The sequence below is a fragment of the Halopelagius fulvigenes genome, assembly GCF_055398025.1.
This window is the reverse complement of the sequence record NZ_AP043846.1, coordinates 1,360,784-1,385,546: the sequence shown is the minus strand read 5'-3', so window position 1 is coordinate 1,385,546 and position 24,763 is coordinate 1,360,784. Positions and strand designations below refer to the sequence as shown.

28 protein-coding genes are annotated in these 24,763 nt (G+C 68.0%); 16 read left to right on the top strand and 12 right to left on the bottom strand.

Annotated elements, in window-relative coordinates; all coding sequences use genetic code 11:
* Nucleotides 1-13 precede the first annotated feature (13 nt).
* From ACZ522_RS11700 to ACZ522_RS11675, 6 genes are all read right to left on the bottom strand, one after another.
* Complete coding sequence (locus tag ACZ522_RS11700; protein WP_379699334.1) at nucleotides 14-208, bottom strand: DUF7317 family protein; 195 nt, start codon at nucleotides 206-208, stop codon at nucleotides 14-16.
* Nucleotides 209-548: 340 nt separating this feature from the next.
* The gene (locus ACZ522_RS11695; RefSeq protein WP_379699336.1) at nucleotides 549-2,393 is read right to left on the bottom strand and encodes a helicase C-terminal domain-containing protein; all 1,845 of its coding nucleotides are present in this window, start codon (nucleotides 2,391-2,393) and stop codon (nucleotides 549-551) included.
* A 129-nt stretch (nucleotides 2,394-2,522) separates the two neighbouring features.
* Nucleotides 2,523-4,205: a bacterio-opsin activator domain-containing protein gene (locus ACZ522_RS11690; protein ID WP_379699338.1), complete on the bottom strand. Its 1,683-nt coding sequence runs from the start codon at nucleotides 4,203-4,205 to the stop codon at nucleotides 2,523-2,525.
* Nucleotides 4,202-4,657 carry a response regulator gene (locus tag ACZ522_RS11685; protein WP_379699340.1) on the bottom strand — a complete coding sequence of 152 codons (456 nt, stop codon included), beginning with the start codon at nucleotides 4,655-4,657 and terminating at the stop codon, nucleotides 4,202-4,204. The genes ACZ522_RS11690 and ACZ522_RS11685 overlap by 4 nt, the downstream gene beginning before the upstream one ends.
* 4 nt (nucleotides 4,658-4,661) lie before the next feature.
* Entirely contained in the window at nucleotides 4,662-4,838 is a 177-nt protein-coding gene (locus tag ACZ522_RS11680) for a hypothetical protein (protein ID WP_379699343.1), read from the bottom strand.
* A 152-nt stretch (nucleotides 4,839-4,990) separates the two neighbouring features.
* Entirely contained in the window at nucleotides 4,991-5,194 is a 204-nt protein-coding gene (locus tag ACZ522_RS11675; RefSeq protein ID WP_379699346.1) for a DUF7561 family protein, read from the bottom strand.
* 81 nt (nucleotides 5,195-5,275) lie between these two features.
* Here ACZ522_RS11675 and ACZ522_RS11670 point away from each other — a divergent pair, with 81 nt between their 5' ends.
* The 3 genes from ACZ522_RS11670 to ACZ522_RS11660 all read left to right on the top strand — a co-directional run bounded on the left by ACZ522_RS11670 (nucleotide 5,276) and on the right by ACZ522_RS11660 (nucleotide 7,973).
* Nucleotides 5,276-6,154 carry a YkgJ family cysteine cluster protein gene (locus ACZ522_RS11670; protein ID WP_379699348.1) on the top strand — a complete coding sequence of 293 codons (879 nt, stop codon included), beginning with the start codon at nucleotides 5,276-5,278 and terminating at the stop codon, nucleotides 6,152-6,154.
* 85 nt (nucleotides 6,155-6,239) lie between these two features.
* Entirely contained in the window at nucleotides 6,240-7,247 is a 1,008-nt protein-coding gene (locus tag ACZ522_RS11665) for an NAD(P)H-binding protein (RefSeq protein WP_379699350.1), read from the top strand.
* Entirely contained in the window at nucleotides 7,248-7,973 is a 726-nt protein-coding gene (locus ACZ522_RS11660; protein ID WP_379699352.1) for a DUF7530 family protein, read from the top strand.
* A 14-nt stretch (nucleotides 7,974-7,987) separates the two neighbouring features.
* On the opposite strand, the gene ACZ522_RS11655 is transcribed toward ACZ522_RS11660, so the two are convergent.
* A complete protein-coding gene (locus tag ACZ522_RS11655; RefSeq protein ID WP_379699354.1) occupies nucleotides 7,988-8,161 on the bottom strand; it encodes a DUF5786 family protein in 174 nt (57 codons plus the stop codon).
* 100 nt (nucleotides 8,162-8,261) lie between these two features.
* Between ACZ522_RS11655 and ACZ522_RS11650 the strand changes: the two genes are divergently transcribed.
* Nucleotides 8,262-9,251 carry a DUF5784 family protein gene (locus ACZ522_RS11650; RefSeq protein ID WP_379699356.1) on the top strand — a complete coding sequence of 330 codons (990 nt, stop codon included), beginning with the start codon at nucleotides 8,262-8,264 and terminating at the stop codon, nucleotides 9,249-9,251.
* Here ACZ522_RS11650 and ACZ522_RS11645 read toward each other — a convergent pair.
* Nucleotides 9,248-9,532, bottom strand: a complete 285-nt coding sequence (locus ACZ522_RS11645) for a DUF5789 family protein (protein ID WP_379699359.1) — start codon at nucleotides 9,530-9,532, stop codon at nucleotides 9,248-9,250. The two genes, ACZ522_RS11650 and ACZ522_RS11645, sit on opposite strands and share 4 nt — an antisense overlap.
* A gap of 143 nt (nucleotides 9,533-9,675) precedes the next feature.
* On the opposite strand from ACZ522_RS11645, the gene ACZ522_RS11640 reads away from it, so the two are divergent.
* A complete protein-coding gene (locus ACZ522_RS11640) occupies nucleotides 9,676-10,506 on the top strand; it encodes a PHP domain-containing protein (protein ID WP_379699361.1) in 831 nt (276 codons plus the stop codon).
* A 65-nt stretch (nucleotides 10,507-10,571) separates the two neighbouring features.
* The gene (locus ACZ522_RS11635; protein ID WP_379699363.1) at nucleotides 10,572-10,736 is read left to right on the top strand and encodes a DUF6757 family protein; all 165 of its coding nucleotides are present in this window, start codon (nucleotides 10,572-10,574) and stop codon (nucleotides 10,734-10,736) included.
* A 125-nt stretch (nucleotides 10,737-10,861) separates the two neighbouring features.
* Here the strand turns inward: ACZ522_RS11635 and ACZ522_RS11630 are convergent, their stop codons facing one another.
* Nucleotides 10,862-11,380: a DedA family protein gene (locus ACZ522_RS11630; protein ID WP_379699365.1), complete on the bottom strand. Its 519-nt coding sequence runs from the start codon at nucleotides 11,378-11,380 to the stop codon at nucleotides 10,862-10,864.
* Nucleotides 11,381-11,501: 121 nt separating this feature from the next.
* On the opposite strand from ACZ522_RS11630, the gene hemB reads away from it, so the two are divergent.
* The 3 genes from hemB to ACZ522_RS11615 all read left to right on the top strand — a co-directional run bounded on the left by hemB (nucleotide 11,502) and on the right by ACZ522_RS11615 (nucleotide 14,555).
* Nucleotides 11,502-12,482, top strand: coding sequence for a porphobilinogen synthase (gene hemB, locus ACZ522_RS11625; protein ID WP_379699367.1), 981 nt, complete (start codon nucleotides 11,502-11,504; stop codon nucleotides 12,480-12,482).
* 355 nt (nucleotides 12,483-12,837) lie between these two features.
* Nucleotides 12,838-14,190 (top strand): ammonium transporter, encoded by a 1,353-nt coding sequence (locus ACZ522_RS11620; protein ID WP_379699369.1) that lies wholly within the window; start codon nucleotides 12,838-12,840, stop codon nucleotides 14,188-14,190.
* Nucleotides 14,187-14,555 (top strand): P-II family nitrogen regulator, encoded by a 369-nt coding sequence (locus tag ACZ522_RS11615; protein ID WP_379699371.1) that lies wholly within the window; start codon nucleotides 14,187-14,189, stop codon nucleotides 14,553-14,555. Before ACZ522_RS11620 ends, ACZ522_RS11615 begins: the two co-directional genes overlap by 4 nt.
* An 87-nt stretch (nucleotides 14,556-14,642) precedes the next feature.
* Here the strand turns inward: ACZ522_RS11615 and ACZ522_RS11610 are convergent, their stop codons facing one another.
* Nucleotides 14,643-14,867: a helix-turn-helix transcriptional regulator gene (locus ACZ522_RS11610; protein ID WP_379699373.1), complete on the bottom strand. Its 225-nt coding sequence runs from the start codon at nucleotides 14,865-14,867 to the stop codon at nucleotides 14,643-14,645.
* A 215-nt stretch (nucleotides 14,868-15,082) separates the two neighbouring features.
* Here ACZ522_RS11610 and ACZ522_RS11605 point away from each other — a divergent pair, with 215 nt between their 5' ends.
* Nucleotides 15,083-15,799: a CPBP family glutamic-type intramembrane protease gene (locus ACZ522_RS11605; RefSeq protein ID WP_379699375.1), complete on the top strand. Its 717-nt coding sequence runs from the start codon at nucleotides 15,083-15,085 to the stop codon at nucleotides 15,797-15,799.
* A 52-nt stretch (nucleotides 15,800-15,851) separates the two neighbouring features.
* Here the strand turns inward: ACZ522_RS11605 and ACZ522_RS11600 are convergent, their stop codons facing one another.
* Nucleotides 15,852-17,606, bottom strand: coding sequence for an alkaline phosphatase D family protein (locus tag ACZ522_RS11600; protein WP_379699377.1), 1,755 nt, complete (start codon nucleotides 17,604-17,606; stop codon nucleotides 15,852-15,854).
* A 228-nt stretch (nucleotides 17,607-17,834) separates the two neighbouring features.
* Between ACZ522_RS11600 and hemL the strand changes: the two genes are divergently transcribed.
* On the top strand, nucleotides 17,835-19,172 hold the full coding sequence (hemL, locus tag ACZ522_RS11595; RefSeq protein ID WP_379699380.1) for a glutamate-1-semialdehyde 2,1-aminomutase: 1,338 nt from the start codon (nucleotides 17,835-17,837) through the stop codon (nucleotides 19,170-19,172).
* A gap of 21 nt (nucleotides 19,173-19,193) precedes the next feature.
* Here hemL and ACZ522_RS11590 read toward each other — a convergent pair whose 3' ends face one another.
* Complete coding sequence (locus ACZ522_RS11590; protein ID WP_379699382.1) at nucleotides 19,194-20,003, bottom strand: YhjD/YihY/BrkB family envelope integrity protein; 810 nt, start codon at nucleotides 20,001-20,003, stop codon at nucleotides 19,194-19,196.
* A 101-nt stretch (nucleotides 20,004-20,104) separates the two neighbouring features.
* Between ACZ522_RS11590 and ACZ522_RS11585 the strand changes: the two genes are divergently transcribed.
* The 5 genes from ACZ522_RS11585 to ACZ522_RS11565 all read left to right on the top strand — a co-directional run bounded on the left by ACZ522_RS11585 (nucleotide 20,105) and on the right by ACZ522_RS11565 (nucleotide 24,727).
* Nucleotides 20,105-20,557 (top strand): hypothetical protein, encoded by a 453-nt coding sequence (locus tag ACZ522_RS11585; RefSeq protein ID WP_379699384.1) that lies wholly within the window; start codon nucleotides 20,105-20,107, stop codon nucleotides 20,555-20,557.
* A 258-nt stretch (nucleotides 20,558-20,815) separates the two neighbouring features.
* A complete protein-coding gene (hemC, locus tag ACZ522_RS11580) occupies nucleotides 20,816-21,928 on the top strand; it encodes a hydroxymethylbilane synthase (protein WP_379699387.1) in 1,113 nt (370 codons plus the stop codon).
* 4 nt (nucleotides 21,929-21,932) lie between these two features.
* A complete protein-coding gene (gene cobA / locus ACZ522_RS11575; RefSeq protein ID WP_379699388.1) occupies nucleotides 21,933-22,808 on the top strand; it encodes a uroporphyrinogen-III C-methyltransferase in 876 nt (291 codons plus the stop codon).
* Nucleotides 22,805-23,548, top strand: coding sequence for a uroporphyrinogen-III synthase (locus tag ACZ522_RS11570; RefSeq protein ID WP_379699391.1), 744 nt, complete (start codon nucleotides 22,805-22,807; stop codon nucleotides 23,546-23,548). Before cobA ends, ACZ522_RS11570 begins: the two co-directional genes overlap by 4 nt.
* A gap of 18 nt (nucleotides 23,549-23,566) precedes the next feature.
* Nucleotides 23,567-24,727, top strand: a complete 1,161-nt coding sequence (locus tag ACZ522_RS11565) for an MFS transporter (RefSeq protein WP_379699393.1) — start codon at nucleotides 23,567-23,569, stop codon at nucleotides 24,725-24,727.
* Nucleotides 24,728-24,763: the final 36 nt, after the last annotated feature.

Genomic DNA, 24,763 nt, shown 5'->3' with positions numbered 1-24,763 from the left:
TTTTACGGTCGAATCAGTCGGCGCCGACTTTGGTGCCCGTCCCGGACCGTACCTCGGTTCCGGATTCCTCTCGCACGGGGATGCCGTGTTGCTTGAGCGCGGCGAGGAGTTCCGCTTCGGACCGTCCCGCGCGGGCGGCCGCCTCGGAGAGCGAGAGCGTCCCGCTCCGGTACAGCGTCATCGCCGTGGTGAGGGCGTGTGTGTGCATGGCCGAGTACGATCGTACAAACAGAACCGATGGTGTTAACTATTTCGTGAGAACACCTGCCAGACCACGAGTAGAGTACGGACACAAGGTGAATTTTCGGGGAGTGGTTCGAAGTATTTCAGTACGATCGTCCAAACCAATGGATGTTCATTAACTATACGGCGAAGCATCGTTGCGGTCGGTGTAATAGTTGCCAGTCTCGGGAGCGAGAATCGGGGCGAAGAGTTGAAACCCCCTGACGGTCGGGAAACCCTATGGACAGACAGCAACTGATGGCCCTCGTGTTGACCTTCCTGATGGTCGGATCGATGTTCATCGCCGGTGCGAGTTACCTGTTCTACTAGCCGTCGCCCCACACGTCCGAGAGGGGGTGTTTGGAGCGACCGTCGTCGGAGTCGCCCGTCGACTCCGCGTCGGTGCGAGAACCATCGGTGTTCGACCCCGCGGAGCGACTCGCACTCGAACCGCCGCCGGAGCGACCGTTCCGCGCCGAAGTCGCGGTCCCCCCACGCGATATCCCGCCGGACCCGGTACCCGCCCGTCCGCCCGCCGCCTCGGGGTCGAACTCCGGAAGGTCGGGCGTCGTCGTGCGGTCCACCTGTTCGCGGAACCACGCCGGCATGTCCGAGCGGGTTCGCTCGAACAGGTCCAGCAGGCTCGAATCCGCGAGGTACGTCGCGCCGTAGTCGTCGGGCGCGCGGACGACGCGCCCGCACGCTTGGATGACGGTTCGGAGGGCGGCGCGGCGGTACCACGGCCACTGGCCGTCTTCGAGGCGGCGCGCGACGCGCGAGTCGTTCGTGTTGAGGTACGGCGCTTTGCAGATGACCTGCCAGCGACACAGGTCGCCCTTCAGGTCCAACGCCTCCTCCATCTTCACCGAGAGGAACACGTCGGGGTCGTCCGTCGCCTTCCACGACTCCAGTTCGGCGTCGCGGTTCTGCCTGTCGTGGGCGCGGATTCGGTTTCCGAGCCCCAACCGGGCGAGGCGGCGCTTCAGTTCCGACTGGATGGCGTAGGAGTGGCAGTGGACGAGTCCCTTCTCCTCGCGGTGGTGCGCCATCAGTCGCACGAGGACGCGCGCCACCTTCGGGAGCGTCTCGTCGCGGTGTTCGTACGTCATCTTCCCCCGCGTCACGTCGTACAGCGGTCGGTTCTCCACGGGGAACGTGTGCTCGACGTCCACGAGAGCCACGTCGTCGGGGTTCAGGCCGACGCCGCGGCAGAACGCCTCCTTGTTGAGGATGGTCGCAGAGAGCAGGGCGAACTTGTTGCCGCGGTCCCAGACGGTGTGGTGGAGGTATCGCTCGGGGTCCAGCGGTTTGATCTGCATCCCCTCGCCGTCGGGTTGGTCGACCACCCACGTCGTCGCGCTCTCGGGGTTTCTGTAGTCCTCGACGAACCACTTCAACTCGGAGCGGAGTTCCTGCAACCGATCGCGGCGGGCCGCCTCGTCGGGCGTCAACTCGGGTTTCGTGAGGAGTTCGTCCTTCGCGCGCTTGCAGACGCCCGTCAGGGCCTCGGCGAACCGAACGGTCCGCTCTACGGGGTCGTCGGCCGCGTTCACGTCGGGAACGCCGATGTCGTCCCAGACGGGGACGGTGCGCGGGTTCAGGTCGATGGTGGCGTACATCTCCGCCCACTCGGCGAGTCCGTGCGCCTCGTCTATCACCACCACGTCGCGCTTTCGGAACACGTCCGACCCGGCGGTCTGCATGAAGTACGCGAGCGTCATCGCCGCGATCTGTCGGTTCGAGGCGATGGCGCGGTCCGAGAAGTACGGACACCGGTGGCGGACGGTGCAGTCGAACCCCTTCTGTCGGGCGCAGGGCGCGCGGTCCACGGGCGTGTCCTCCTCGCCGTTGATGATGCAGGTGTAGTTGCGCTTCCCGCGGATGACCTGCAGGTCCGAGAGGAGTTCGTCTTCGGCCACGTCGTCGAGTTGCGACACCTGCGGCGTCGTGTAGTACGCGTTCGTCGCCTCCGCGGGCTTCGCCTCCTCTACGGTCCGGGCCGCGCCCGCGATGGAACGCGCGAGGAGGGACTTTCCGCTCCCCGTCGGCGCGCGCACCAACACGACGTCGTTTCCGGCGGCGAACGCGTCGCGGACGTCGCGGAGGGCTTGCTCTTGGGTTCCGCGGTAACTGGGGGCCGGGAACGAAGGGAGGATGCGCGAGGGATCCACGTCCGTCCCTGCTTCGCGCCGAGGTAAAAACCTTCCATCGGAATCGACCGACGGACGTTCGTCTCGCGGGGGGTTCCGAAATCACGTCGAGAAGCAGTCAGCCAGCGTCTCGCGACTACGCCCGTCGCGTCACTCGCCCAGCAGCGAGGACATTATCTTCTGCTCGGCGGCGCGCATATGTTGGGTGAACGTCGGCGCGGAGATGCCGAGCGTCTCGGCGATCTCCTTGCCGGAACTCTCCCGCGGCCACTCGAAGAACCCGCCGTAGAAGGCGGACTCCAGCACCGATCGCTGGCGTTCCGTGAGGTGGTCGAGGGGGTTCGCCGCCCCGTCCGAGTGTTCGGCCCGCGTGGTGTGTCGCTGGGCGATGACCCTCGCGTCGGGGTACGCCTCCTGGACGCCGTCCACGACGCGGCGCACGTCGGCGCTCTGCGGCAGGTGGACGACCACCCGGTAGTCGCCGTCCTCGATTTTCGCCTCGCGGACGCGGCCGCCCTGCGAGGCGACCAACGTCACCACCGGCGGGTCGGTGAGTCTGACCGAGAAGCGCGTCATGCCGTCGCGTTCGCCCACCTCCGAGACGGAGTCCCACGACGGAAGCGCCTCGACGACCTTCTGCAGCGTCTCGCGGCCCTCCTCGTCGGCCGAGCCGTACGTGAGGAAGTGGTCCTCGTCGACGCGAATCGTCCGGTCGAGCGTTATCGTCCCCGCCCCGGACCCGCCGCCGAGGGAGTCGAAGATGTTCCGAATCTCGAACTCTATCTCGACGACGTTGTCGCTTATGAGCGCCTCCTTCCGTTCGATGGCGGCGATGGCGTGGCCGACGATGTTCCCGAGCGTTCCGATGACCTCCCGTTCCTCCCCGCCGAAGGCGTCCGGCCGCGCCGAGTAGACGTTCAACACGCCGTAGAGGATGCCCTCGTGGACGACGGGTATCGCCGCCGACGACTGGATGCCGTACTTCTCGGCGTGTTCCTGCCACGGTTCGAAGTCGGGGTTGTCGGGGATGTCGTTGGCCACCTGCACCTCCTTCGTCTGGATGGCTTTCCCGGCGGGGCCCTTCCCGGTGTCGCTGTCGTCGTAGGTGACGTCGATCTCGTCGAGGTAGCCGTCGGTTCCGGCCTCGGCCCGCACGTTCACCTCGGGGTTCCCGCGTTCCACGCCGCCCACCCACGCGAACAGGTACGACTCGGTTTCGGCCAGCCGTTCGCACACCAACCGCTCTATCTCCTCGCGGGAGGACTGCCGAAGGACAGCCGCCGTGATGTCCTGAACGACGCTGTTCAGTTGGTTCAGCGCGGCGAGTTGTTCGCGCTGTTGTCTGAGTTGTCGCTCCTGTTCGTTCCGCTCCATGGTGTGGAAGATAGAGCGGGTCAGGATGTCCGCGTTAATCTCGTCTTTGACGAGGTACTCGTCGGCCCCTCGGCGGAGCGCCTCCATCCCCGTCTGTCGGTCGCGGAGGCCTGTGAGGACGACGACCGGCGTCTCCTCTGCCTGGTCGAGCATCGTCGAGAGCGTGTCGAGGCCGGTGCTGTCCGGCAGGTCCAAATCGAGGAGGACGACGTCCGGGTGATCGCTACGAAGCCGTTCTACGCCCGGTTCGAGGCGCGACTCGCGTATCACCGTCGGTTCGACGCGTTCGACGCGTTCGCGCGTTATCTGTTCGGCACCGACGCTGCCGCCGGTACCCGTGTCCGCGTCCGCCGTCCGCTCCGAGAGTTCGGTCGCCTCGCGGAGTATCTCGCGGATGTACCGTGCGTCGCCGGGGTTGTCCTCTATCAGGAGGATAGTGAGCGTCGTCTCGTCCGTCATTTGTTCTCTCGTGATGGGGGAAGCTGAACGAGTGTGAACCAGAACTCCTCGAACGACCGGACGAGTCCGATGAACTGGTCCGGGTCGACCGGTTTGGTGAGGTACGCGTTCGACTGCAGTTCGTAGCCCCGTATTATGTCTTCTTCGGCCTTCGACCCCGTCAGGATGATGGTGGGGATGCGACGCAGGGACTTATCGTCCTTGATTTCGTCGAGGACCTCCATCCCGCTGACCTTCGGCAGGTTCAGGTCCAACAGGATGAGGTTCGGACGCGGGGCGTCCTCGTACTCGCCGCGTTGGTACAGGTAGTCCAAGGCGGCTTCGCCGTCCCGGACGACGTGCAGGTCGTTGCGTATCTGACCCTCCTTGAACGCCTCTTGGGTGAGACGAACGTCGCCGGGGTTGTCCTCGACGAGGAGAATATCTATCGGGTCCCCGTTCGGTTTACTCACGGTATCACTCCGTCCTCGGGAGAGTTAAGTAGAACGTCCGTCCCGTTCTCGCCCCGGACCGGGTATCTCGCTGACCCGCGCCGACGTCGTCACCGTCCGCGAGCGTCCGGAATTGCAGCGTCTCGCCGCCCTCCGCCTCCGGCCGGAGACCGATACCGGGCCTCCCCTCGAATTCACTCATTGGCGAAGATAGATTTCAGAGACGGATAAGCGCATCATCGGCCGGGTTCCGAGAACGTACCGAATTACTGGTACTCCGTCGGAGCGACGGGTGGGCGGGAGGTGAGAGGGCCGGCGTCCGACCGGGAGTCGAAGATGCGGGAGTCGGAGGCCTCACAGCGAACTCACGTCGTCGCTCGTCGCGACTCTGTCGTCCGGCAACCGGTCGATGCAGTCGTAACAGAGGAAGAACTCCCCGCCGTCGTCGAGTTCGAGGGTGATGCCGCCGGTCGAACTGGTCTCGAAACTCCAGAAGTCGCCGATGCCGCCGGCGATGCGGACCGGTTTGCCGCACCCGTCGCACGGTTCCGTCGTCATGGCCGACCCGAGGCACCCGAGACGTAAACGTCCACCGTCGCGCCGAGTGATTCATGCGAGTGCGTGGCATAGTTCGTCGGTATGCGCGTTGACTGCGAAGGGTGCGCCGGATGCTGCCTCGACTGGCGACCGCTAGCGCCCGATGACGGCGGCGGGCGGCGCGGGCCGCGGGAACCGTTAGACGACGTGTACAACCTCGTCCCCCTGACGCGCGACGAGGTGGTCGCGTTCGTCGAACGCGGCGTCGGCGACGCGATGGTCCCCCGGATGTGGGCCGCCTCCGAGGAACGGGCGGGGGAGGGCGTCGAGATAGACGGCGTGGACGTCGCCGCCATCGGCGGCCGCCCGGCGTTCTTCGTCGGCCTCAGGAAGCCGCCGAAACCGGTCGCGCCGTTCGGTCACTCGCGGCGGTGGCTCCGGTCCTGCGTCTTCCTCGACCCGGAGACGCTCCAGTGCCGCATCCACGGCGACGACGAGTACCCCGCCGAGTGCGCCGAGTACCCCGGTCACAACCTCGCCCTCGAACAGGAGACGGAGTGCGAACGCGTCGAGTCCGCGTTCGGCGGCGAGAGACTGCTGGACGACGAGGCCCCGGAGGGGCAACGCGGACTGCTCCTCGGCCCGCAGGCGGTCGGGTCGAAGGTGTTCGCCCACCCCGACCCGAGTCGCCTCGGCGGCGCGGTCGAACGGATGCGCCGAGGCGACCTGACGGCCGAGGACCGCGCGGAGTTCGTCGGCGTCGCCGCCGGGTCGCGCCCGGGGTCGGTCGAGGTGAACGAGGAACGCGCCGAGCGAACCCGAGCGGAGGTTTTGGAGACCGAGTCGTGGGTGAGCGACGCCGTCGAGGAGTGGACGGACGCGGCGGGCGAACTCGGATCGGAGGCGACGGACGCGCCCGTCGGCGCGGAGGAGGCCTTCGGCGCGCCGGAGACGCCCGGGTGGGACGCCGTTCGGGAGTGAGGAGGCGGCGCGGGGGACGACGGCGGGGAGAGCGGCGAGACGCGCGGCGGGAAGCGTTAACAGCGTCGGAGCCGCATCCAGAGCCATGCGCGTACTCGTCACGGGAGCGACGGGGTTCGTCGGAAGCAACCTCGTCCCCGCCCTCCTCGACGCCGGCCACGACGTGACCGTTCTCACCCGCGACGCCGACCACTACGACGGCCCCGAGGACGTTCGAATCGTCGAGGGCGACGTCCTCGAAGCGGGCACGTTCGAGTCTGCGCTCGACGTGGACGCCGCGTACTACCTCGTCCACTCGATGGCGTCCGGCGAGGACTTCGAACGGCAGGACAGACTCGGTGCGCGGAACTTCTCGCGGGCGGCGTCCGACGCCGGGGTGGAGCGAGTACTCTACCTCGGCGGACTCGGCGAGGAACGCGACAGGCTCTCGCCGCACCTCCGTTCGCGCCGGGAGGTGGAGCACATCCTCGACGAGGGCGACTACGAGTTGACGACGCTCCGGGCGGCCATCGTCATCGGCGACGGGAGTGCCGGGTTCGAGACGGTCCGGCAACTGGCCGCCCGCCTGCCGGTGATGCTGACGCCGCGGTGGGTGGCGACGCCGTGCCAACCGATCGCCATCTCCGACGTGGTGGCGTACCTCGTCGGCGTCCTCGACGCACCCGAGACGGCGGGCGAGACGTACGAGATCGGCGGCCCGGACGTGCTGACGTACGGCGAGATGCTCGAACGCGTCGGCGAACACCTCGGCCGCCGCCCCCGGCTAATCGAGATTCCGGTGCTGTCGCCCGGCCTCTCGTCGTACTGGGTCGGGCTGGTGACGGACATCTCCCCCTCCGTGGCGCGGCCCCTCATCGAGGGCCTGAAGAACGAAGTTGTCGTCCACGACGACAGCATCAGAGAGCATGTCTCGGTCGATCTCACGCCGTTCGACGAGGCGGTGGAGAACGCCCTCGGACCGCCGGCCGACGCGGGGGACGAAGCGGGCGCGGACGAGGGGGACGGGGAGAACCCCGACATCGCGCCGCCGTTCGGCGAGGACGCCGACGAAGGGACGGCCGCCGACTCGGGGTCGAACGCGGTGGACCGGTAGATGGACGAGGGGTCCCCGGAGGACCGACCCGCCGCGCAGACGGAGTACGGCGAGGCGTGGGTGTACGAGAGCATCGTCGGCGCGCTTCCGGGCGTCCGCCTCACCGACGGGCAGGCGATAGCCATCCAGTTGGGCATCTTCGAGGTCGGGGTGGTGGCGTTCGCGTGGGTGTACGACCTCTGGAACGCCGTCCTGCCGGGCACCGTCGCGGTGGCCGTCGCCGCCGTCGGAAGCGTCGTGATGCTCCGGATGGGCCGGACGACGCGTCGCCTCGACCTACCGGACGCCTATGGGCGGATGCTGTTCGGGTCGAGCATCGAAGTCGTCCTCGGCGTCCTCGCGTTCGTCGCCCTCGTGACGCACCTGTTCGTCTTCGAACCGCGGCGGGCGGCGACCCCCCTCGTCGAATCGCTGTTCGGGCCGGAACCGCCCGTCGTCGCCGTCTACCTGATGCTCCTGGTGCTGTGGGACCTCTGTTACCGCATCGGCACCTCGTGGTGGGCCGCCGTCGTCGCCGCGTGGCGGTCCCGGAAGTACGCGTTCGACGAGGAGACGGCAGCGGCGTTGCGCCGCGTGGACGCGTGGAACGTCCTGTTCGGCCTCTCGCAACTGGCCGTCCTGCCGTTCGTCGCCGACCGACCGGCGTTGCTCCTCGCGGTCGGCGGGCACGTCGTCGCCGTCTCCGTCGTCTCCGCGGCGGCGGCGGCGTCGCTACGAATCGCGTGAGGGGAAAAGAGCGCTCACTCGTCCTTCATCTTGCGGAACTGATCTAAGAGGGCCTCCGCGGAGTCCCCCGAGTCGTACTCTACCTTCCCGTGGTAGACGGTGCGTTCGTCGTCGAACCCCGCGTCGACCGACCCGTTCTTTCGCTCACGGCGCTCGTGTTCGTCTTCGTCGTATGCCCCCATTGACATGGTACAACATACCTTTGGTAATCGAGATCATATATAATTATCGGCGAAGATTACGCGGCGGACGCGGAACGGATAAACCCGCCGACCGCGTATAGGAGGTGTGGCACGCCCGCTTCGCTTCCGGCACGCGCCCGGCCGATGGACCCAATCGCGGGTCCGTCGGGACGTCTACGACGATCTCGACCGAAACCTCGGCGCGACGATGAACTCGCCGTGGTTCAAACCCCCCTCCGCGTTCGAGGGGCACCGATTCGAGATGGAGAACAGCGACGTGGCGCTCTTTCTGTGGAACGACGACGAGGCGTACTGGCTCGGAAACACGGAGACGCCGCAGGCGTTGTGGAAGACCGAGAAGTACGGCTTCGCCGAGGTACCGCACGGCGTCTCGCGGTGGGCGACGAAGGAACTGACGGCGCAACTCCACGAGGAGTCGCCGTGGCTCGAACCGTACCCGCACCTCTCGTGGTACTTCCTGCCCGTCTTCCTCTCGAAGGACGGCCGGGAGACGACGCGGACGTTCTTCCAAGAGCACGCCGCCGGGTTCCCCGACGCGACGGCCGAGGAGGCCCTCGAATACTTCGAGTCGTTCCTCCGGACGGGCGTCCTAGACGACGACCGGGAGGTGATGGCCGGGAAACTCGGCACCTCCGAGTACCTGGACCTCACGCGGATGACGGCCGCCATGGGCGAGTTCAACGCGGCGAAGGTGCTCCACGACGCCGGGTACGACCTCGAACCGGAGATTCCGGTCTCGACCGGCCACGCCATCGACTACCGGGTCGAGAAGGACGGCGAGGGCACCCTCGTCGAGGTGACGCGGCCGTTGCCGCCGAACCGCCGAAGCGCGGGCACCGGCGTCGCCGCCGTCCGCGACACGGCCGAGACGAAGTCGGTCGGACAACTGCAGGAACACGGCGGCGGCGTCGTCCTGTTCGTGGACTGCTCGTCGTTCCCGGACGACGACTGGATGGCCGTCAAAAGCGAGAAACCGGAGGTTCACCACCGTCCGGCGGTCGTGTTTCGGACGCGGCCCGACGGCCGCGTGGACGGCTACACGAAGGGGCGAGTACCCCTCGAACTGCCGTTTTAGAAGGACACCTGCTGGGGACCGTCCTCACCGAGCGTGTAGACGTCTCGGTCGCTGTAGTACCGGCGACCGATAGCCTCGTGACCGAGACCGCAGAACACCGCGTTCCGCGCGTCGTCCGCGCAGGTGTAGGTCTCCGAACCCGCGCGTTCGAGTACCTCCGCGAGCGTCTCGGACCCGTTCGGGAGTTCGATGGTGCGCTCGCCGTACTGTTCGACGAGTTCTTCGGTGGTCGCGGGATACTCGTGGGCGTCGATCAGATCGCCGGTTCCGTTCAGGCGCATTACACCCGGACGAATCCGGGGAAGAACTATAATGGTTTTCCATGATGGTGATAAGTCTCCTTGTATTCCTTAATGAACATTAATGCACGTGGAGAGGGGGCACAGACGCAAGCGATTTGCCGCCGCCGGGCGGAGCAAGAACCGTGATACGGGACCGCAACGGCGAGTTCGACGGCGCGACGCCGGTCGCAGACCTGCACCTCCACACGACGGCCTCCGACGGGACGCTCACCGTCTCGGAACTCCCGGCGGCGGCGCGGGAGGGCGGCGTCCCCGTGGTGGCCGTCACCGACCACGACAGGGTGCACCCGGAACTCGACGCGCCCGTGACGACCCTCGACGGGGTGACCGTCGTCCGCGGCATCGAACTCCGCGCGGACGCGGGCGACCAGCGAGTCGACCTCCTCGGGTACGGCGTCGAGGACGTCCCCGCGATACGCGACCTGACGGAGCGGATCCAAGCCGACCGGAAGGACCGCGGGCGGCGAATCGTCGAACGGGTGGAGTCGCACCTCGGCGTCTCCCTCGACGTGGAACTGCGCGAGGGAATCGGTCGGCCGGACGTCGCGCGGGCCATCGAGGAGAGCGACGCGCCGTACGACTATCAGGGCGCGTTCGACCACCTCATCGGCGACGACGGGCCGTGTTACGTCGCGCGGTGGGTCCCCGACTTCGAGGCGGGCGTCGCCGCCTTGCGGGAGTCGTGCGCCGTCGTCGGACTCGCGCACCCGTTCCGGTACCCCGACCCCGAGTCGGCGCTGGAGCTCACGTCCGAACTCGACGCCGTCGAGCGGTTCTACCCCTACGGCGGGGCGAGTAAGGAGCGAGAGGATAGGGCGCTCCTCGGCGAGTACGTCGCGCGGAACGGCCTCCTCGCCACCGGCGGGAGCGACGCGCACACGAAGACGCTGGGCGTCGCCGGGCCGCCGCGGGACGCGTTCGAGGCGTTCGCCGCGCGCGTGCCGGGCGTCTGACGACCGCTCTCGTCGCCGATAACCGGGAGCGTAGAGTTAAACCGGGTGAAGAGCCAAGGTCACGTATGAAGTGCCACGACTGCGACCGCGAGGCCGCGTACGCCGCCGAGAAAGACGGAATAAAGGTGGGTCTCTGCGAGCGGCACTTCCGAGAGCGAGTGGAGGAACTCGCCGACTCAGAAGAACTCGCCGCCCTGAGAGAGCAGATCGACATCGAGCGCTCCGAGTGAGCTTCGTCTCACGAGACGCGATCGGTGTCGAGTAGACGTCGAGCGCTCCGAGTGAGCTTCGTCTCACGACTCTCGCTCGATACCGAAGGAAGCCGACCCGACCCCACCGACCCGCCGCGTCACCCTCACAGCATCGTGTTGAAGTAGACGTAGAGCGCCGCGAGAATCGACTCGAACGAGAGCGTCCCTATCGCGGAGAGGACGACGAACTTCTTGTCGTCCATCTCGGAGAACCCGGCGGGGACGGTTATCATCCCGCGCGTGAACAGGAGGGTGTTGGTCACCGGGACGACTATCGGGCCCCAGCGGTCGAACCAGCCGTCGAACCGGTCGAGTTTCTCCTCGCTCACCTTGAACCACCGCTTCGAGAGGAGGTACTCCCGGCCGCCGCGTTGGGCGACTTTGAACAGGACGTACTGTCCGAGAGTCGCTCCGAGGACGGCGACGGCGATGACGCCGACGAGTTGGTCGACGCCGAGGAGAACGAGCGCCGCAGGGACGACGAGTTCGCTCGGCATGAAGTACATCAGCATCGCGCCCTCTAAGACGAAGACGCAGAACAGCGCCACGTAGGCCCACCGGGAGTTCAAAAGCGCCTGCAGTTCGGCGGGCATCTGCGCGACTTGTACCGGCAGGGCGTCCATCGACTTCGACTATCCCCGTCGTCGGCAAACGCTTTTCGCTCGCCGCACCGCGTGAGAACCGGCCGACGGCCGCAGCACCGAGAGCGATGTGGTTTTTCCCGGTCGGACCGAACCACCGGTAATGAATCTCAGCGACCGACCGCGCAGACTCCGCACGGACGGCGTGCGACCCCTCGTCAGCGAGACGCGACTGGAGGCGACGGACCTCGTCGCGCCCGTCTTCGTGGACGCGACGGCGGACGAACGCGTCCCCATCGAGACGATGCCCGGCCACGAACGGGTTCCGCTCTCGGAGGCCGTCGCGCGCGTGAGGGAGGTGCTGGAGACGGGCGTCGAGGCGGTCATGCTGTTCGGCATCCCCGAGTCGAAGGACGAACGCGGGACGCGCGCGTGGGCGGAGGACGGCGTCGTGCAGGAGGCGACGCGACGCATCACCGCCGAGACGGACGCCTACGTCATCACCGACGTCTGCCTCTGCGAGTACACCAGTCACGGCCACTGCGGGGTTCTGGAGGACCACGCCCGCGAGGATCCGAACCTCACCGTTCGCAACGACGAGACGCTCGACCTCCTCTCGAAGATAGCCGTCTCGCACGCCGAGGCGGGCGCGGACATGGTCGCGCCGAGTTCGATGACCGACGGCATGGTCGGCGCGATTCGGGAGGGACTCGACGACGCCGGGTTCGAGAGCGTCCCCATCATGTCCTACGCCGCCAAGTACGAGAGCGCGTTCTACGGCCCGTTCCGCGACGCCGCCGACGGCGCGCCGGCGTTCGGCGACCGGCGGCACTACCAGATGGACCCTGCGAACGCCCGCGAGGCACTCCGGGAGGTCCGACTCGACGTCGAACAGGGCGCGGACGTGCTGATGGTGAAACCCGCCCTCGCGTACCTCGACATCGTCCGGGCCGTCCGCGAGGAGTTCGACCACCCGGTGGCGGCGTACAACGTCTCCGGCGAGTACGCGATGCTCCACGCCGCCGCCGAGAAAGGGTGGGTCGACTTAGAGGAGACGGCTTACGAGTCGCTGGTGTCGATGAAGCGCGCGGGCGCGGACCTCATCGTCACGTACTTCGCCGAGGACGTCGCCGCTCGCCTGTAAGTCCGGCGTTTCCGGGGTTCCGGCGAACCGAGTCTCGCGCGCACGCCGGACGCTCGGCCGATTTCGGACGAGCCTCGTTGTCCGATTCCCGGGAGGACGTACGTCGAAAAGTCTGGCAACATTTGTCCAGCAACTGGTCGAAGTACGACCTTATATTTCTTGTACACGCATTTATATCGGACGAGCGTCGATTATACGGCTTCGAAAAACACGTTTGTCAACACTAACCGTTATAAGATATCGTGAGCACAGATACTTCCGTGAACCCCGATACGAACGACGGAGAATACGCCAGAATAATGTACAACCGTCCAACCAAACCCGAACCGACGAAGTTCGACGGAGGTATCGCGCGTTGATTCCCCTCCAAACCGACCTCGCGGCGGTGGTGGAGGGCGTGAACCTCGTGTGGGTGCTGACGGTCACGTTCCTCATCTTCTTCATGCACGCGGGGTTCGCGATGCTGGAGGCGGGCCAAGTCCGCTCGAAGAACGTCGCGAACCAGTTGACGAAGAACCTGCTGACGTGGAGCGTCGGCGTCGTCGTCTACTTCCTCCTCGGGGCCGCCGCCTCGACTATCGTCGGCGGTCTGACTGGCGGAGGGTCCGTCTCGGTAGGCGGGGCGTTCGCGGACCTGTACGCGCCGGAAGCCACGTCGGCGTGGGTCGATTGGCTGTTCGGCGCGGTGTTCGCGATGACCGCCGCCACCATCGTCTCCGGCGCGGTGGCCGGGCGCGCGAGACTCCGCGCGTACGTCGCCTACACCGTCCTCTTGGCGGGGGTCATCTACCCCGTCGTCGTCGGCTTCACGTGGGCCGGCGGCTTCCTCGGCGCGATGGGCTTTCACGACTTCGCGGGCGGCGTGATAGTCCACGGGATGGGCGGCGTCGCCGGCCTGACCGCCGCGTGGGTAATCGGGCCGCGGATGGACCGCTACAACGCCGACGGGAGCGCGAACGTCATCCCCGGTCACTCGATGACGTTCGCCGTCCTCGGCACCCTGATCCTCGCGTTCGGCTGGTACGGATTCAACGTCGGCACCGCCGCCTCCCCCCTCGCCCTCACCGAGAGCGGCGAGGTGACCCTCGGCGCGTTCACCTACGTCGGGCGCGTCGCCCTCGTGACGACCCTCGGCATGGCCGCGGGCGCAATCGGCGCGGCGGGCATGGCCGTGTACCGGACCGGAAAGGTCGACACGCTGTACGTCGCCAACGGCCTGCTCGCCGGCCTCGTCGGCGTCACGTCCATCGCGGACGCCATCGTCTGGCCCGGCGCGATAGTCGTCGGCCTCCTCTGCGGCGTCCAACTGCCCCTCGTCTTCTCGTTCGTCGAGAAGCGCCTGAAGATAGACGACGTCTGCGCGGTGTTCCCGGTTCACGGCTCCGCGGGCGTGCTGGGCGCGCTCCTGTACCCCGTCTTCGCGACGGGCGTCTGGTCCGGAAGCGCCTCGGTCGTCGGCGCGGCCGTCCCGCAGATAGTCGGCGTCGCGGTCATCGGCGTCTGGACGTTCGCCGCGACGGCGGCCGTCTTCGGCGTCTTCCGCGCGACGGGACAGGCGCGCGTCACGCGCGAACACGAGCGCGAGGGACTCGACACCTCGGAGCACGGCGTAGACACCTGCCCCGAGTTCGGTCGCCCCGAATCGGACGCCGGCGTCCGCGCGGACGGCGGTGTGTTCACGGAAGCGGAGCGCGAGGAGTACCCATGAGCGAAGACGTACCCAACGACGGAGAGATTCGACTGGTAACGGCCGTCGTCCGGCCGGACAGGCTGGGCGACGTGAAGCGAGCGCTCGCGGAAGTCGGCGCGCCGTCGCTGACGGTGACGAACGTCTCCGGCCGAGGCTCTCAGCCGGCCAAGAAGGGCCAGTGGCGCGGCGAGGAGTACACCGTCGACCTCCACCAGAAGGTCAAGATAGAGTGCGTCGTCGCCGACATCCCCGCCGAAACCGTGGCGGACGCCATCGCCGACGCCGCCCGGACGGGCGAACCGGGCGACGGCAAGGTGTTCATCATGCCCGTCGACGACGCCGTGCAGGTCCGCACGGGTAAGACCGGCCGAGACGCCGTCTGAGCGTCCGGTTCTTCCGCGGTTCGGCGGTCACCTTCTTCGCGCGAGTGCGCCGCGAGCGACCGCACCGGGCGAGCGCACCGGACGGGGTCAGTCGTCCTCTTCGCGCCGTCCGCCGTCGGCGAACTCCGGTTCGAACACGTCCTCGATGCGACACCCGAAGTGGGCCGCGAGTTTGAACGCGAGTTCGAGCGACGGGTCGTACCGTCCGCGCTCGATGGCGTTTATCGTCTGTCTGCTGACGCCGACCGCCTCCGCGAGGTCGGCCTGACTCATGCTCGCGCGTTCACGCCGCGTTCGTAGGTCGTTCTTCATCTCCCGTCTCTTTCTGTGGAAGTCATCGTCGTGCGTAAAGCGCACCTCACGTAAAGTTCGTTTTACGGTAGAGAGCGCTCTACGTCAATTGTTAAATCTACCGACGAGAGGGGGCCCGGGCGGTCCGCGAGTCTTCACCCGGTCGTTCGACGCGGCGTTGGGCGAACCGGAAAGACGAAAAGAGCAAAGACCGGGGGTTCGTTCGAACTCCGAGTATGGACGCCTCGCCGGTCACCCTCGCGGGACTCGTCGTCGCCCTCGTCGGCTTCGAGTTGCTGGACCGCGCGAGGGAAGCGCTCGGGTTGACCGGCGGCGGCGAACTCCGGGACCACCTCTGGAAGTGGGTCGTCCCGGCCGTCCTCGTGGTCGTCGTCGCCCTCGAAGGGAAGACGCTCGCGTCCGTCGGGTGGCGCGTCGGGTCGGCCCCTGAGTTCCTCCTCGACGTGACCGTCGGACTCGCGGCGATACTCGGGGCGAACCTCCTGATGGCCCCCGTGTGGGCGCGGGTGGGCGACGGCGGCGAGAGCCTCGTGGAAGGGATTCGGTCGTTCGCCTCGCTGTCGGTTCCGGAGCGACTGTTCGTCGCGTTCACCGCGGGCGCGACGGAGGAGTTCGCGTTCCACGGGTACGCAGTCGAGCGATTACTCGCTCTCACCGGCAGCTACCCCCTCGCGGGGTTCGTCTCGTTCGCGGCGTTCACGCTCGGTCACCACGGGGAGACGTGGGACCGCCACGCCGTCGCCCGCATCGCCCAGCCGGCGCTTCTGACGACGCTCCTGTACCTCTGGTTTCGGTCGCTGCCCGTCCTCGTCGCGGTACACGCGGTGAACGACGCCGTCGGACTGTTGGCGGTCGAACGGTACGCGCCCGAGACGGGCGACGAAAAAGAGGAGACGGCGGCCGTCGTCCGGTGGCTGGGGGGCGACCGGTAGCGCGCCGGGGAACACGCTCCCGAGTCGCCCCGAGTCGCCCCGAGTCGCGTCGTTACTTCTCGGAGAAGCCCTCGGGCGAGTCGGTCGCTTCGAGCTGTTCCAGTTCGACGTTCCCCTCGGGGACGCGGTACTTCCGGAGGACGTCGCGGGCGGCGTCGGCGTCGTCCACCAAGTCGTCCACGGCGTACGTCGTCCACGTGCAGTGGTCGGGGGTGAACTCCGCGACGGAGTAGCCGTTGTACTTGGCGTTGAAGAACTCCACGTGGGGGTTCTCTTCGAGGACGACTTCGGTCATCCGCTCGTTCGTCAGCGACTCGGAACCCTCCTCCTTAGCGATCTCCTCGCCAACGCTCCAGAAGTCGGAGGTGCCGGAGTTGCTGGAGATGGCGGGCGTCATCAGCTCCACTCCCACCTTCTCCTCCTCGGGGACGACGGGCGTGCGGTTCTCGACGCTCTCCCAGTCGTTCAGCAGGTTCGACACCATGTAGGTGTGCATGTCGCCCGTGAACGCGACGAAGTTGTCCACGCCGAAGTGCGCCAACTGGCCGAGAATCTCCTCCCGTTCGTGCTGGTAGCCGTCCCACGCGTCGTAGTTGCGGCCGAACTGCGCGTTATCGTCGAACGCCAGCCACAACGGCGAGAGCGCGACTTCGTTCGTCCACGCCTTCCACGTCGCGTCGGTGGATTTCAGCGTGTCGAGGAGCCACTTCCGCTGCTCGAAGCCGAGTCGCGTCCGGTCGCCGTCGTCGGCCTCCGGCGCGTTCGGCGGCGTCCCCCACTGGCGCTGTCCGGCGGCGTCGCCGCCCGGCGGGAGCGAACTGAACAGGCGTTCGTCGGTGACCGGCAGTTCGAGCAGGTCGCCGAAGCGGACGCTGCGCCACAGGTGGAACTGGTCGAGAAGCGAGTCCGCGTCGGGGTCGTACTGGACGCGCGCGGGGTTGTACTCCCACCACGCCCGAATCCCGGCCTCGAACAGTTCCGTCAGGAACTCGGGGTCGTCGCTCTTGGGGTGGTCGTCCGTCCACGGGTTCTGGTTCTCGTAGTCCCAGTAGCGGTTGTTGATTATCTCGTGGTCGTCCCACGTCGGGATGAACGTGTGGCGCGCCAGCGCCCGCTGGAAGAACTCGTCGCCGCGGTACGTCTGCCAGAGGTGCCGGTAGTCCTCCAAGTTCCACACCACGTCGCGACCGCTCGGGAGTTCGACGGAGCGCCCTTCGAGTTCGGAGTCGCCGGCGTACTCGTATATCTGGTCGCCGAGGTGGACGAGGTAGTCCACGTCCTCCTCCGCGATGTAGCCGTACGCCGGGTAGTAGCCGTCCTGATACGACTGGCAGGTGACGACGGCGAGACGCACGCTGTCGGGACTCGCGTCCGGCGCGGGGAGCGTGCGACAGCGGCCGACCTGGCTGTTCGCGCCGGCGTGGTGGAACTGGAAGTAGAGGTGACTGTCGCTCGGGAGTTCGCCGTCTACGTCCACCTTCACGACTCGGTCGTGGTCGGGGGTGACCGAGTCCGCCGCGATCTTCCCCTCGTACACCGTCTCCGAGAACGACTCGTCGGAGCCCACGCGGACGTACACGGGGTCGGAATCGGAGTGTGCGCCCTCCGAGAGCTTCGTCCAGAGGATGGCCCCGGAGTCGGTGGGTCCGCCGCTCGCCACCGACAGCGGGAACGCGTCGCCGTCGGCACCGTCCGTCGTCCAATCGACGGCGCCCTTCCGCACCGACTCGGCGCTGACGCCGCGGATGATGTCCGCGTCGAGAAGCGGTGCGGAGGCACCGACCGCCGCGGCGCCCGCCGCCCGCATGAAGTTTCTCCGGTTTGTTACGTTCTTACTGTCTTGTTTGTCCGCCATGAGGCAGTTAGACTTGAGTCCGACTGTATAGTAGCCGTTTATAATATGTATATTGACAGTTAGGGAGCGGAGGTTAGCGGTACGGGGTCGGCTAGTCGCGACCGGTCCGGCACGTCCCGGTCGGGCGAGGTCGACTTCCGAACCCCGCACTTCTTTTTGCCACCGGCCGAACCGCCGCTTATGAATCACGACGAGTCCCGCGACCTGTACGACCGGGCGCTTTCGGTGATGCCCGGCGGGGTGAACTCATCGGTTCGCGCGGTGCGACCGTACCCGTTCTTCGTCGAACGCGGCGACGGCGCGCACGTCGTAGACGCCGACGGGAACCGCTACATCGACTACGTGATGGGTTACGGGCCGTTGCTGTACGGCCACGACATGCCCGACCCGGTTCGCTCGGCGGTGCAGTCGTACGCCTCCGACGGCCCGATGTACGGCGCGCCGACCGAGATAGAGGTCGAACACGCCGAGTTCGTCGCGCGGCACGTCCCGAGCGTCGAGAAGATTCGCTTCGTCAACTCCGGCACCGAGGCGACGGTGTCCGCGGTTCGCCTCGCCCGCGGGTACACCGGCCGCGACAAGATAGTCGTCATGGAGGGCGGCTATCACGGCGCGCAGGAGTCCACCCTCGTGGAGGGCGAACCCGGCGACACCGCTCCGAGTACGAAGGGCATCCCCGCGTCGTTCGCCGAGCACACCGTTCCGGTGCCGTTCAACGACCCCGAAGCCGTAGACGAGGTGTTCGAGGAGTACGGCGACGACATCGCCGCCGTCCTCACGGAGCCCATCCTCGGAAACATGGGCATCGTCCACCCCGTCGAGGGCTACCTCGAACACCTCCGCGAGGTGACCGACGAGCACGGGTCGCTTCTGATATTCGACGAGGTCATCACGGGCTTCCGCGTCGGCGGCCTGCAGTGCGCGCAGGGGAAGTTCGGCGTCACGCCCGACGTGACGACGTTCGGGAAGATAATCGGCGGCGGGTTCCCCGTCGGCGCCATCGGCGGGCGCGCGGACGTCGTAGAGCGGTTCTCGCCCTCCGGCGACGTGTTCCAGTCGGGGACCTTCTCGGGGCACCCGGTGACGATGGCCGCGGGGCACGCCTACCTGACGTACGCCGCGGAGAACGGCGTCTACGACTACGTGAACGACCTCGCGGAGACGCTCCGGCGCGGCCTGACCGACATCGTGGAGGACAACGCCCCCTCCTACACCGTCGTCGGCACGGACTCGATGTTCAAGACGATCTTCACGCGCGAGGGCCCGGACGACCTGACGGACGCGTGCGAGGCCGGGTGCGTCCAACGGGAGTCCTGCCCGCGCTACGGCTACTGCCCGAAGAACGGCGCGGACGTGGCGAACGCGGAAACCGAACGCTGGGAGCGCATCTTCTGGCAGGAGATGAAAGAGCGGGGCGTCTTCCTCACGGCGAACCAGTTCGAGTCGCAGTTCGTCTCCTACGCCCACACCGAGGAGGACGTAGAGGAGACGCTGGAAGCGTACAAAGAGGCGCTGTAGCCCCGTATCTCGGATATCTCGTTATCCGGTATCGAACGCGCTGTCGGCGTCGGCGTCGGCGGCGGCGAGTTCGCCGCTGAGCGTCTCGTTGACGATGAGGCCCAAGAAGAGGACGAACGAGGCGGTGTACAGGCTCGTGAGGATGATGATGATGCCGCTTATGACGCCGTAGATGGCGTACCGCGAGGCGTTGACGGCGTAGAGGTGGACGACGACGAGGAGCGCCGTCCATCCGACCGCCGCGATGAACGCGCCGGGAAGCGCCGCCGTCGGTTCGGTTATCCGCCGCGCGGGGACGTAGTACGCCGGGAGGAACGCGGCGGTGAGGACGCCGAGGAGCGTCACGACGGCGGCGGCGGAGACGAACGGCGAGTTCGGGAACAGCGAGAAGACGACGCTCGTGCAGAGTATCAGAGAGAGCGCGAGAACCAGAGAGAGGAGGACGGCGACGGCGCCGCGGAGTTGCTCGGAGTGCGACCGGTCGTCCTCGCCCTCGACGCGTTCGACGACGGTCAGAAAGCCGACGGCGACGTTCGCTCCGCTCCACCCGAGGACGACGATGGCCAGCACCGTCGCGCCGAGGCGCCCCGAACTCGTCACCGCCGCCTCCCACACCAACTGCTGGACGTCGGGCGTGAGAAACGGCGGCGTCACCTCGTGAACCCGCACGGCCGCCGACCGGTTGACGAGCGTCAACACCAACAGCAACAGGGGGAACAGCGAGACGAACCCGTAGTACGCCAACGACGCCGCCGGATACTCCACGTCGTGCTCCTGCGTCGCGCGGAGGACCGCCAAGAGAAAGTCGAACCGCCCGCCGAGATACGACATACCCCGCCTACGAAGTCGAGACGTAAAACCGCTGTAGCGGCGTCGGCGCGCCGTCGGGGCCACCGGCTCACTTTTTCTCCTCTGAGCGCGTCGTGTCAGCTATGGATGCAGAAGTGCGAACCGAGTCGGACGCGGCGCGGGGGTACGACGACCCGTTGGGTGACGTCCTCCCCCGGGCGAACGTGGACTCCCGGTGGTGGTACTGGATAGCGGCCGTCCCGGCGTTCGGTCTCGCCGCCCTCGTCGGGGGCGTCTTCTTCCTGTTCGGCTTCCTCTTCGACCTCTTTCTGACGGGCGGGCTGCTCACGTTCGGGGCCGCGTTCCTCCTCGTCCCCGTCGCCGGACTGGTCGGCTTGGTGCTGACGGTGATGTACCCCATCGCGACGTACGTGGACGCGCGGGCGGTCGCGGAGTCGAACGCGGAGTGGATGCCCGACCCCCTCGTGTGGGGACTCGTCGCCCTCGCCAGCGTCGTCCTCAGCGCGTTCTCCCTGAGCGTCGTCGCGTCGCTGTACTACCTCTACAAGCGACACGGCGCGGTCGGAATCCCCTGAGTTCGGCAGATCAGTCCGACCGACCCCGAGCCCACGGGGTCCGCGCGAGCGACCGTCTTCTCCCGCGCCCGACGCGAGACGAGAGGGAGCGCGAATCCGAGTGAACAGAGCCAACAGGCCGCGTACGCGGCGAAAAGAGCCCACGACCCGCGTCGGCGGACCCGAGCGTCGTAAACCCGGGGCGGCGACGGCGGACTCGGGCCCGCGCGGGCGGAAGTGGTGACCTTTTCACCCACCGGAACCCACGTCTCGACAACGATGACACGCGGGACACTCCGACTGGCGACGCGAGGGTCGAACCTCGCGCTCCGGCAGGCGGCGAGCGTCCGGGAGGCGCTCTCCGACCGCCGATTCGAGGTAGAACTGGTGGAGGTGGAGACGCACGGCGACGAGGTGCGCGACGAACTCATCCACCGGCTCGGCAAGACGGGCGCGTTCGTCCGGGCGTTGGACGAGAAGGTGCTCGACGGGAGCGTGGACGCCGCCGTCCACTCGATGAAGGACATGCCGACGGAGAGCCCGCAGAACCTCGTGGTCGCCGGCATCCCGCCTCGCGCGCCCGCGGGCGACGTGCTGATTACGCCCGACGGGTCCGAACTGGACGACCTCCCGGCGGGCGCGACGGTCGGTACGTCGTCGCTCCGGCGGAAAGCCGAGATTCTCGCCGCGCGACCCGACTTGGAGGTCGAACCCCTCCGCGGCAACGTCGACACCCGCGTGGAGAAACTCCTCGCGCCGTCGCTACAGGCCGAACACGAGAAGCGCGTGGACGCCGACAGGGAGAAGAAGGGCGAACGGGCCGTGGCGTCCGCCAAGGGCGAGGAGTACGAGGCGGAGTTCGACCAGTCCATCGAGGAGTGGTTCGACGGCCTCCGCGAGATAGAGCGCAGAGCGCTCGAACGCGACGTGGACACCGAGTACGACGCCATCGTCCTCGCGGAGTCCGGCCTCGAACGGAGCGGCCTCCTCCACAACGTCGAGTACGTCCGCCTGCCGACGACGGAGTTCGTCCCCGCGCCCGGACAGGGAGCCATCGCGGTCACGACGCAGTACGGCGACGTGGCCGACGACGTGCGGGACGCCGTCGACCACCCGCGCACGCGCGTGGAGACGACGGTGGAACGGACCGTCCTCGCGGAACTCGGCGGCGGGTGCGTCGCGCCGATGGGCGCGCACGCCACCCTGCAGGGGAAACACGTCCACGTCACCGCGCGAATCCTCTCGGTGGACGGCGAGGAGGAGGTCCGGGGGTCCCGCGACCTGCCGGTGGAGGACCACGCGAACGCCGCCGCCGAGTTCGCCGAAACGCTCGCCGAACAGGGGGCCGACGAACTCGTCGCGGCCGCCCGCGAACTCGCGGACGAGGAGTGAACGGATGAGCGACGAACCCACCGACGGTGCGCGGATCGACGGCGTAAACGCCGATACGGACGCGCCGGACGCCGACATCGCGCCGGGGATGGTCTACCTCGTCGGAAGCGGACCGGGCGACCCGGAGCTGCTGACGGTGAAGGCGAAACGCCTGCTCTCGGAGGCGGACGTGGTGCTTCACGACAAACTCCCCGGCCCGGAGATTCTCGGCCAGATACCCGAGGAGAGACGCGAGGACGTGGGCAAACGCGCCAGCGGCGAGTGGACGCCGCAGGAGTACACGAACCACCGGATGGTCGAACTCGCCCGCGAGGGGAAGACCGTCGTCCGCCTGAAGGGCGGGGACCCGTTCGTCTTCGGCCGGGGCGGCGAGGAGATGGAGCACCTCGCCGAATCGGGCGTTCCGTTCGAGGTGGTGCCGGGCATCACCTCCGCCATCGCCGGCGCGGGCGTCGCGGGCATCCCCGTCACCCACCGCGACCACGCCTCGTCCGTCTCGTTCGTCACCGGCCACGAGGACCCGACGAAGGAGGAGTCCGCCGTCGATTGGGAGGCGTTGGCCGCGACGGGCGGGACGCTGGTCGTCCTGATGGGCGTCGGCAAACTCCCCGACTACGCGAAGGCGCTTCGAGACGCCGGGATGGACGCCGAGACGCCCGTCGCACTCGTCGAACGCGCGACGTGGCCGGAGATGCGCGTCGCCGCCGGAACGCTCGACACCATCGTGGACGTGCGCGACGCCGAGGGCATCGAACCGCCCGCGATAACCGTCGTCGGCGACGTGGCGGCGACGAGGGACCGAGTCGTCGCGTTCCTCCGCAACCGAACGGGCGAGTTCCCGGCCGGAACCGCCGCCGACCCGGAGGTGCGTGAGGAGTGAACCGCGACGTTCGCGTCGCCGTCTTCCGCCCCGACGACGACAGACTGGCCGACGCGGTGGAACTGCTCGACTCCCTCGGCGCGACGCCGATTCCGGACCCGATGCTCGAAGTCGAACCGACGGGCGCGACGCCCGAGGCGGCGGAGTACGTCGTCCTGACGAGCAAGACGGGCGTCGAACTCCTCGCGGAGGCGGGGTGGAACCCCGGCGACGCGACGCTCTGTTGCATCGGCGCGGCGACGGCCGACGCCGCCCGCGACGCGGGGTGGACCGTGGACCGCGTGCCCGAGGAGTACACCTCCGCCGGACTGGTCGAACACCTCCGCGAGGAGGTGGGCGGCGCGACGGTGGAAGTCGCCCGGTCGGACCACGGCAGCGACGTGCTTTTGGACGGCCTGCGCGAGGCGGGCGCGACGGTGAGCGAGACGGTGCTGTACCGCCTCGTCCGCCCCGAGGGAGCGGGTCAATCGACGGTGATGGCCGCCGGGGGCGAACTCGACGGCGTCTGTTTCTCCTCCTCTCTCACCGTCGAGAACTTCCTCGACGCCGCGGCTGAGCGCGGCCTGCGCGAGGAGGCGATCGAGGGCCTGAACGACGCCGTCGTCGGCGCCATCGGCCCGCCGACGCGCGAGACGGCCGAATCGCTCGGCATCGACGTGGACGTGGTTCCCGACGCCGCCGACTTCGAGGAACTCGTCTGCGAGGTGGTCGAACGCGCCGCCCCCGCGTACCACGAGTGAGTTCGGAGGACCCCGTCGGTGGCGCGTGACTGGCGGTCGGTCGGCACCGTCGCGGCGTGGCAGACGGCCGCGAGCCTCTGTTACTACAGCATCTTCGCCGCGACGAGTTTCGTCCGCGACGCGTTCACCCTGAGCGAATCGCTCGTCGGCCTCTTCCTGACGGCCGCGCTGGTCGGCTACACCGCCGCGCTGTTTCCGAGCGGTGCGGCCGTGGACGGGTTCGGCGAGAAGCCCGTGATGGTCGGCGGACTGGTCGCACTCGCCGTCGCCGCCGTCGGCGTCTCCCTCGCGCCGTCGTACGGCGCGGTTCTCGTCGCGGGGGCGGTTCTCGGGGTGGCGTACTCCTCGGCGATGCCGGGGACGAACCGCGGCATCGTCGCCACCGCCCCGCGCGGGCGCGAGAACTTCGCCATGGGGCTGAAACAGGTCGGCGTCACCGCCGGAAGCGGCGCGGCGTCCCTCGTCGTCACCGGCGTCGCCGCCGTGGCCGCGTGGCAGGTGGGCTTCTGGGTCATCGCCGTCGTCGCCGCCGGGTACGCCGTCGCCTTCGCCGTCCTCTACGACGGCGCGGGCGGGAGCGGCGAGTTCTCCGTGCCGGACGTGCGCGACCTCCGGGCGAACGGCGCGTACCTCCTCCTCGTCGCGGGCGGCCTCTTCCTCGGTGCGTCCATCTACTCGATGCTCGGCTACACCATCCTCTACGTCGAGGACGTGGTGGGTGCGAGCGCCGCCGTCGGCGGGGCCATCCTCGCACTCACGCAGGTGACGGGGAGCGTCTCCCGCGTGGGCGCGGGGAGCCTCGCCGACCGGTTCGGCGGCGCGAACGGGGCGGTCACCGTCGCCCTCGGGCAGGTGGCGCTCTCTGTCTGTCTGTTCGCCGCGCTCGCCGTCGGTGCCGCGTCGCTTCCGGTCGCCGTCGCCGTCTTCGCCGGACTCGGCCTCTCCATCCACGGTTCGACCGGCGTCTTCTACTCCTGTCTCAGCGAGTTGGTGGCCGACGACGACATCGGCGCGGCGACGGCGGGCGGGCAGACGGCCATCAACGTCGGCGGGTTGCTCGCGCCGCCGTTGTTCGGCGCGCTCGTGGAGACGGCGGGGTACGCCGAGGGGTGGGCGCTCCTCGCCGGGTGCACCGTCGCCGCCGCGGGACTGCTCTTCGCGGTCAGGCGGCGGACCTGACTGTCGCTCCGGCGGGGCAGAGCGAGAGTTTAAACC

Bases quoted from the DNA above. Each gene is read 5' to 3' on its own strand.
- ACZ522_RS11630 (WP_379699365.1), bottom strand. From the start codon at position 11,380: ATGGACGCCCTGCCGGTACAAGTCGCGCAGATGCCCGCCGAACTGCAG.
- ACZ522_RS11645 (WP_379699359.1), bottom strand. From the start codon at position 9,532: ATGCGCCTGAACGGAACCGGCGATCTGATCGACGCCCACGAGTATCCC.
- ACZ522_RS11590 (WP_379699382.1), bottom strand. From the start codon at position 20,003: ATGTCGTATCTCGGCGGGCGGTTCGACTTTCTCTTGGCGGTCCTCCGC.
- ACZ522_RS11680 (WP_379699343.1), bottom strand. From the start codon at position 4,838: ATGAGTGAATTCGAGGGGAGGCCCGGTATCGGTCTCCGGCCGGAGGCG.
- ACZ522_RS11665 (WP_379699350.1), top strand. From the start codon at position 6,240: ATGCGCGTACTCGTCACGGGAGCGACGGGGTTCGTCGGAAGCAACCTC.
- ACZ522_RS11635 (WP_379699363.1), top strand. From the start codon at position 10,572: ATGAAGTGCCACGACTGCGACCGCGAGGCCGCGTACGCCGCCGAGAAA.
- ACZ522_RS11690 (WP_379699338.1), bottom strand. From the start codon at position 4,205: ATGACGGACGAGACGACGCTCACTATCCTCCTGATAGAGGACAACCCC.
- hemL (WP_379699380.1), top strand. From the start codon at position 17,835: ATGAATCACGACGAGTCCCGCGACCTGTACGACCGGGCGCTTTCGGTG.
- ACZ522_RS11675 (WP_379699346.1), bottom strand. From the start codon at position 5,194: ATGACGACGGAACCGTGCGACGGGTGCGGCAAACCGGTCCGCATCGCC.
- ACZ522_RS11670 (WP_379699348.1), top strand. From the start codon at position 5,276: ATGCGCGTTGACTGCGAAGGGTGCGCCGGATGCTGCCTCGACTGGCGA.
- hemC (WP_379699387.1), top strand. From the start codon at position 20,816: ATGACACGCGGGACACTCCGACTGGCGACGCGAGGGTCGAACCTCGCG.
- ACZ522_RS11605 (WP_379699375.1), top strand. From the start codon at position 15,083: ATGGACGCCTCGCCGGTCACCCTCGCGGGACTCGTCGTCGCCCTCGTC.
- ACZ522_RS11700 (WP_379699334.1), bottom strand. From the start codon at position 208: ATGCACACACACGCCCTCACCACGGCGATGACGCTGTACCGGAGCGGG.
- ACZ522_RS11655 (WP_379699354.1), bottom strand. From the start codon at position 8,161: ATGTCAATGGGGGCATACGACGAAGACGAACACGAGCGCCGTGAGCGA.
- cobA (WP_379699388.1), top strand. From the start codon at position 21,933: ATGAGCGACGAACCCACCGACGGTGCGCGGATCGACGGCGTAAACGCC.
- ACZ522_RS11660 (WP_379699352.1), top strand. From the start codon at position 7,248: ATGGACGAGGGGTCCCCGGAGGACCGACCCGCCGCGCAGACGGAGTAC.
- ACZ522_RS11600 (WP_379699377.1), bottom strand. From the start codon at position 17,606: ATGCGGGCGGCGGGCGCCGCGGCGGTCGGTGCCTCCGCACCGCTTCTC.
- ACZ522_RS11610 (WP_379699373.1), bottom strand. From the start codon at position 14,867: ATGAAGAACGACCTACGAACGCGGCGTGAACGCGCGAGCATGAGTCAG.
- ACZ522_RS11585 (WP_379699384.1), top strand. From the start codon at position 20,105: ATGGATGCAGAAGTGCGAACCGAGTCGGACGCGGCGCGGGGGTACGAC.
- ACZ522_RS11615 (WP_379699371.1), top strand. From the start codon at position 14,187: ATGAGCGAAGACGTACCCAACGACGGAGAGATTCGACTGGTAACGGCC.
- hemB (WP_379699367.1), top strand. From the start codon at position 11,502: ATGAATCTCAGCGACCGACCGCGCAGACTCCGCACGGACGGCGTGCGA.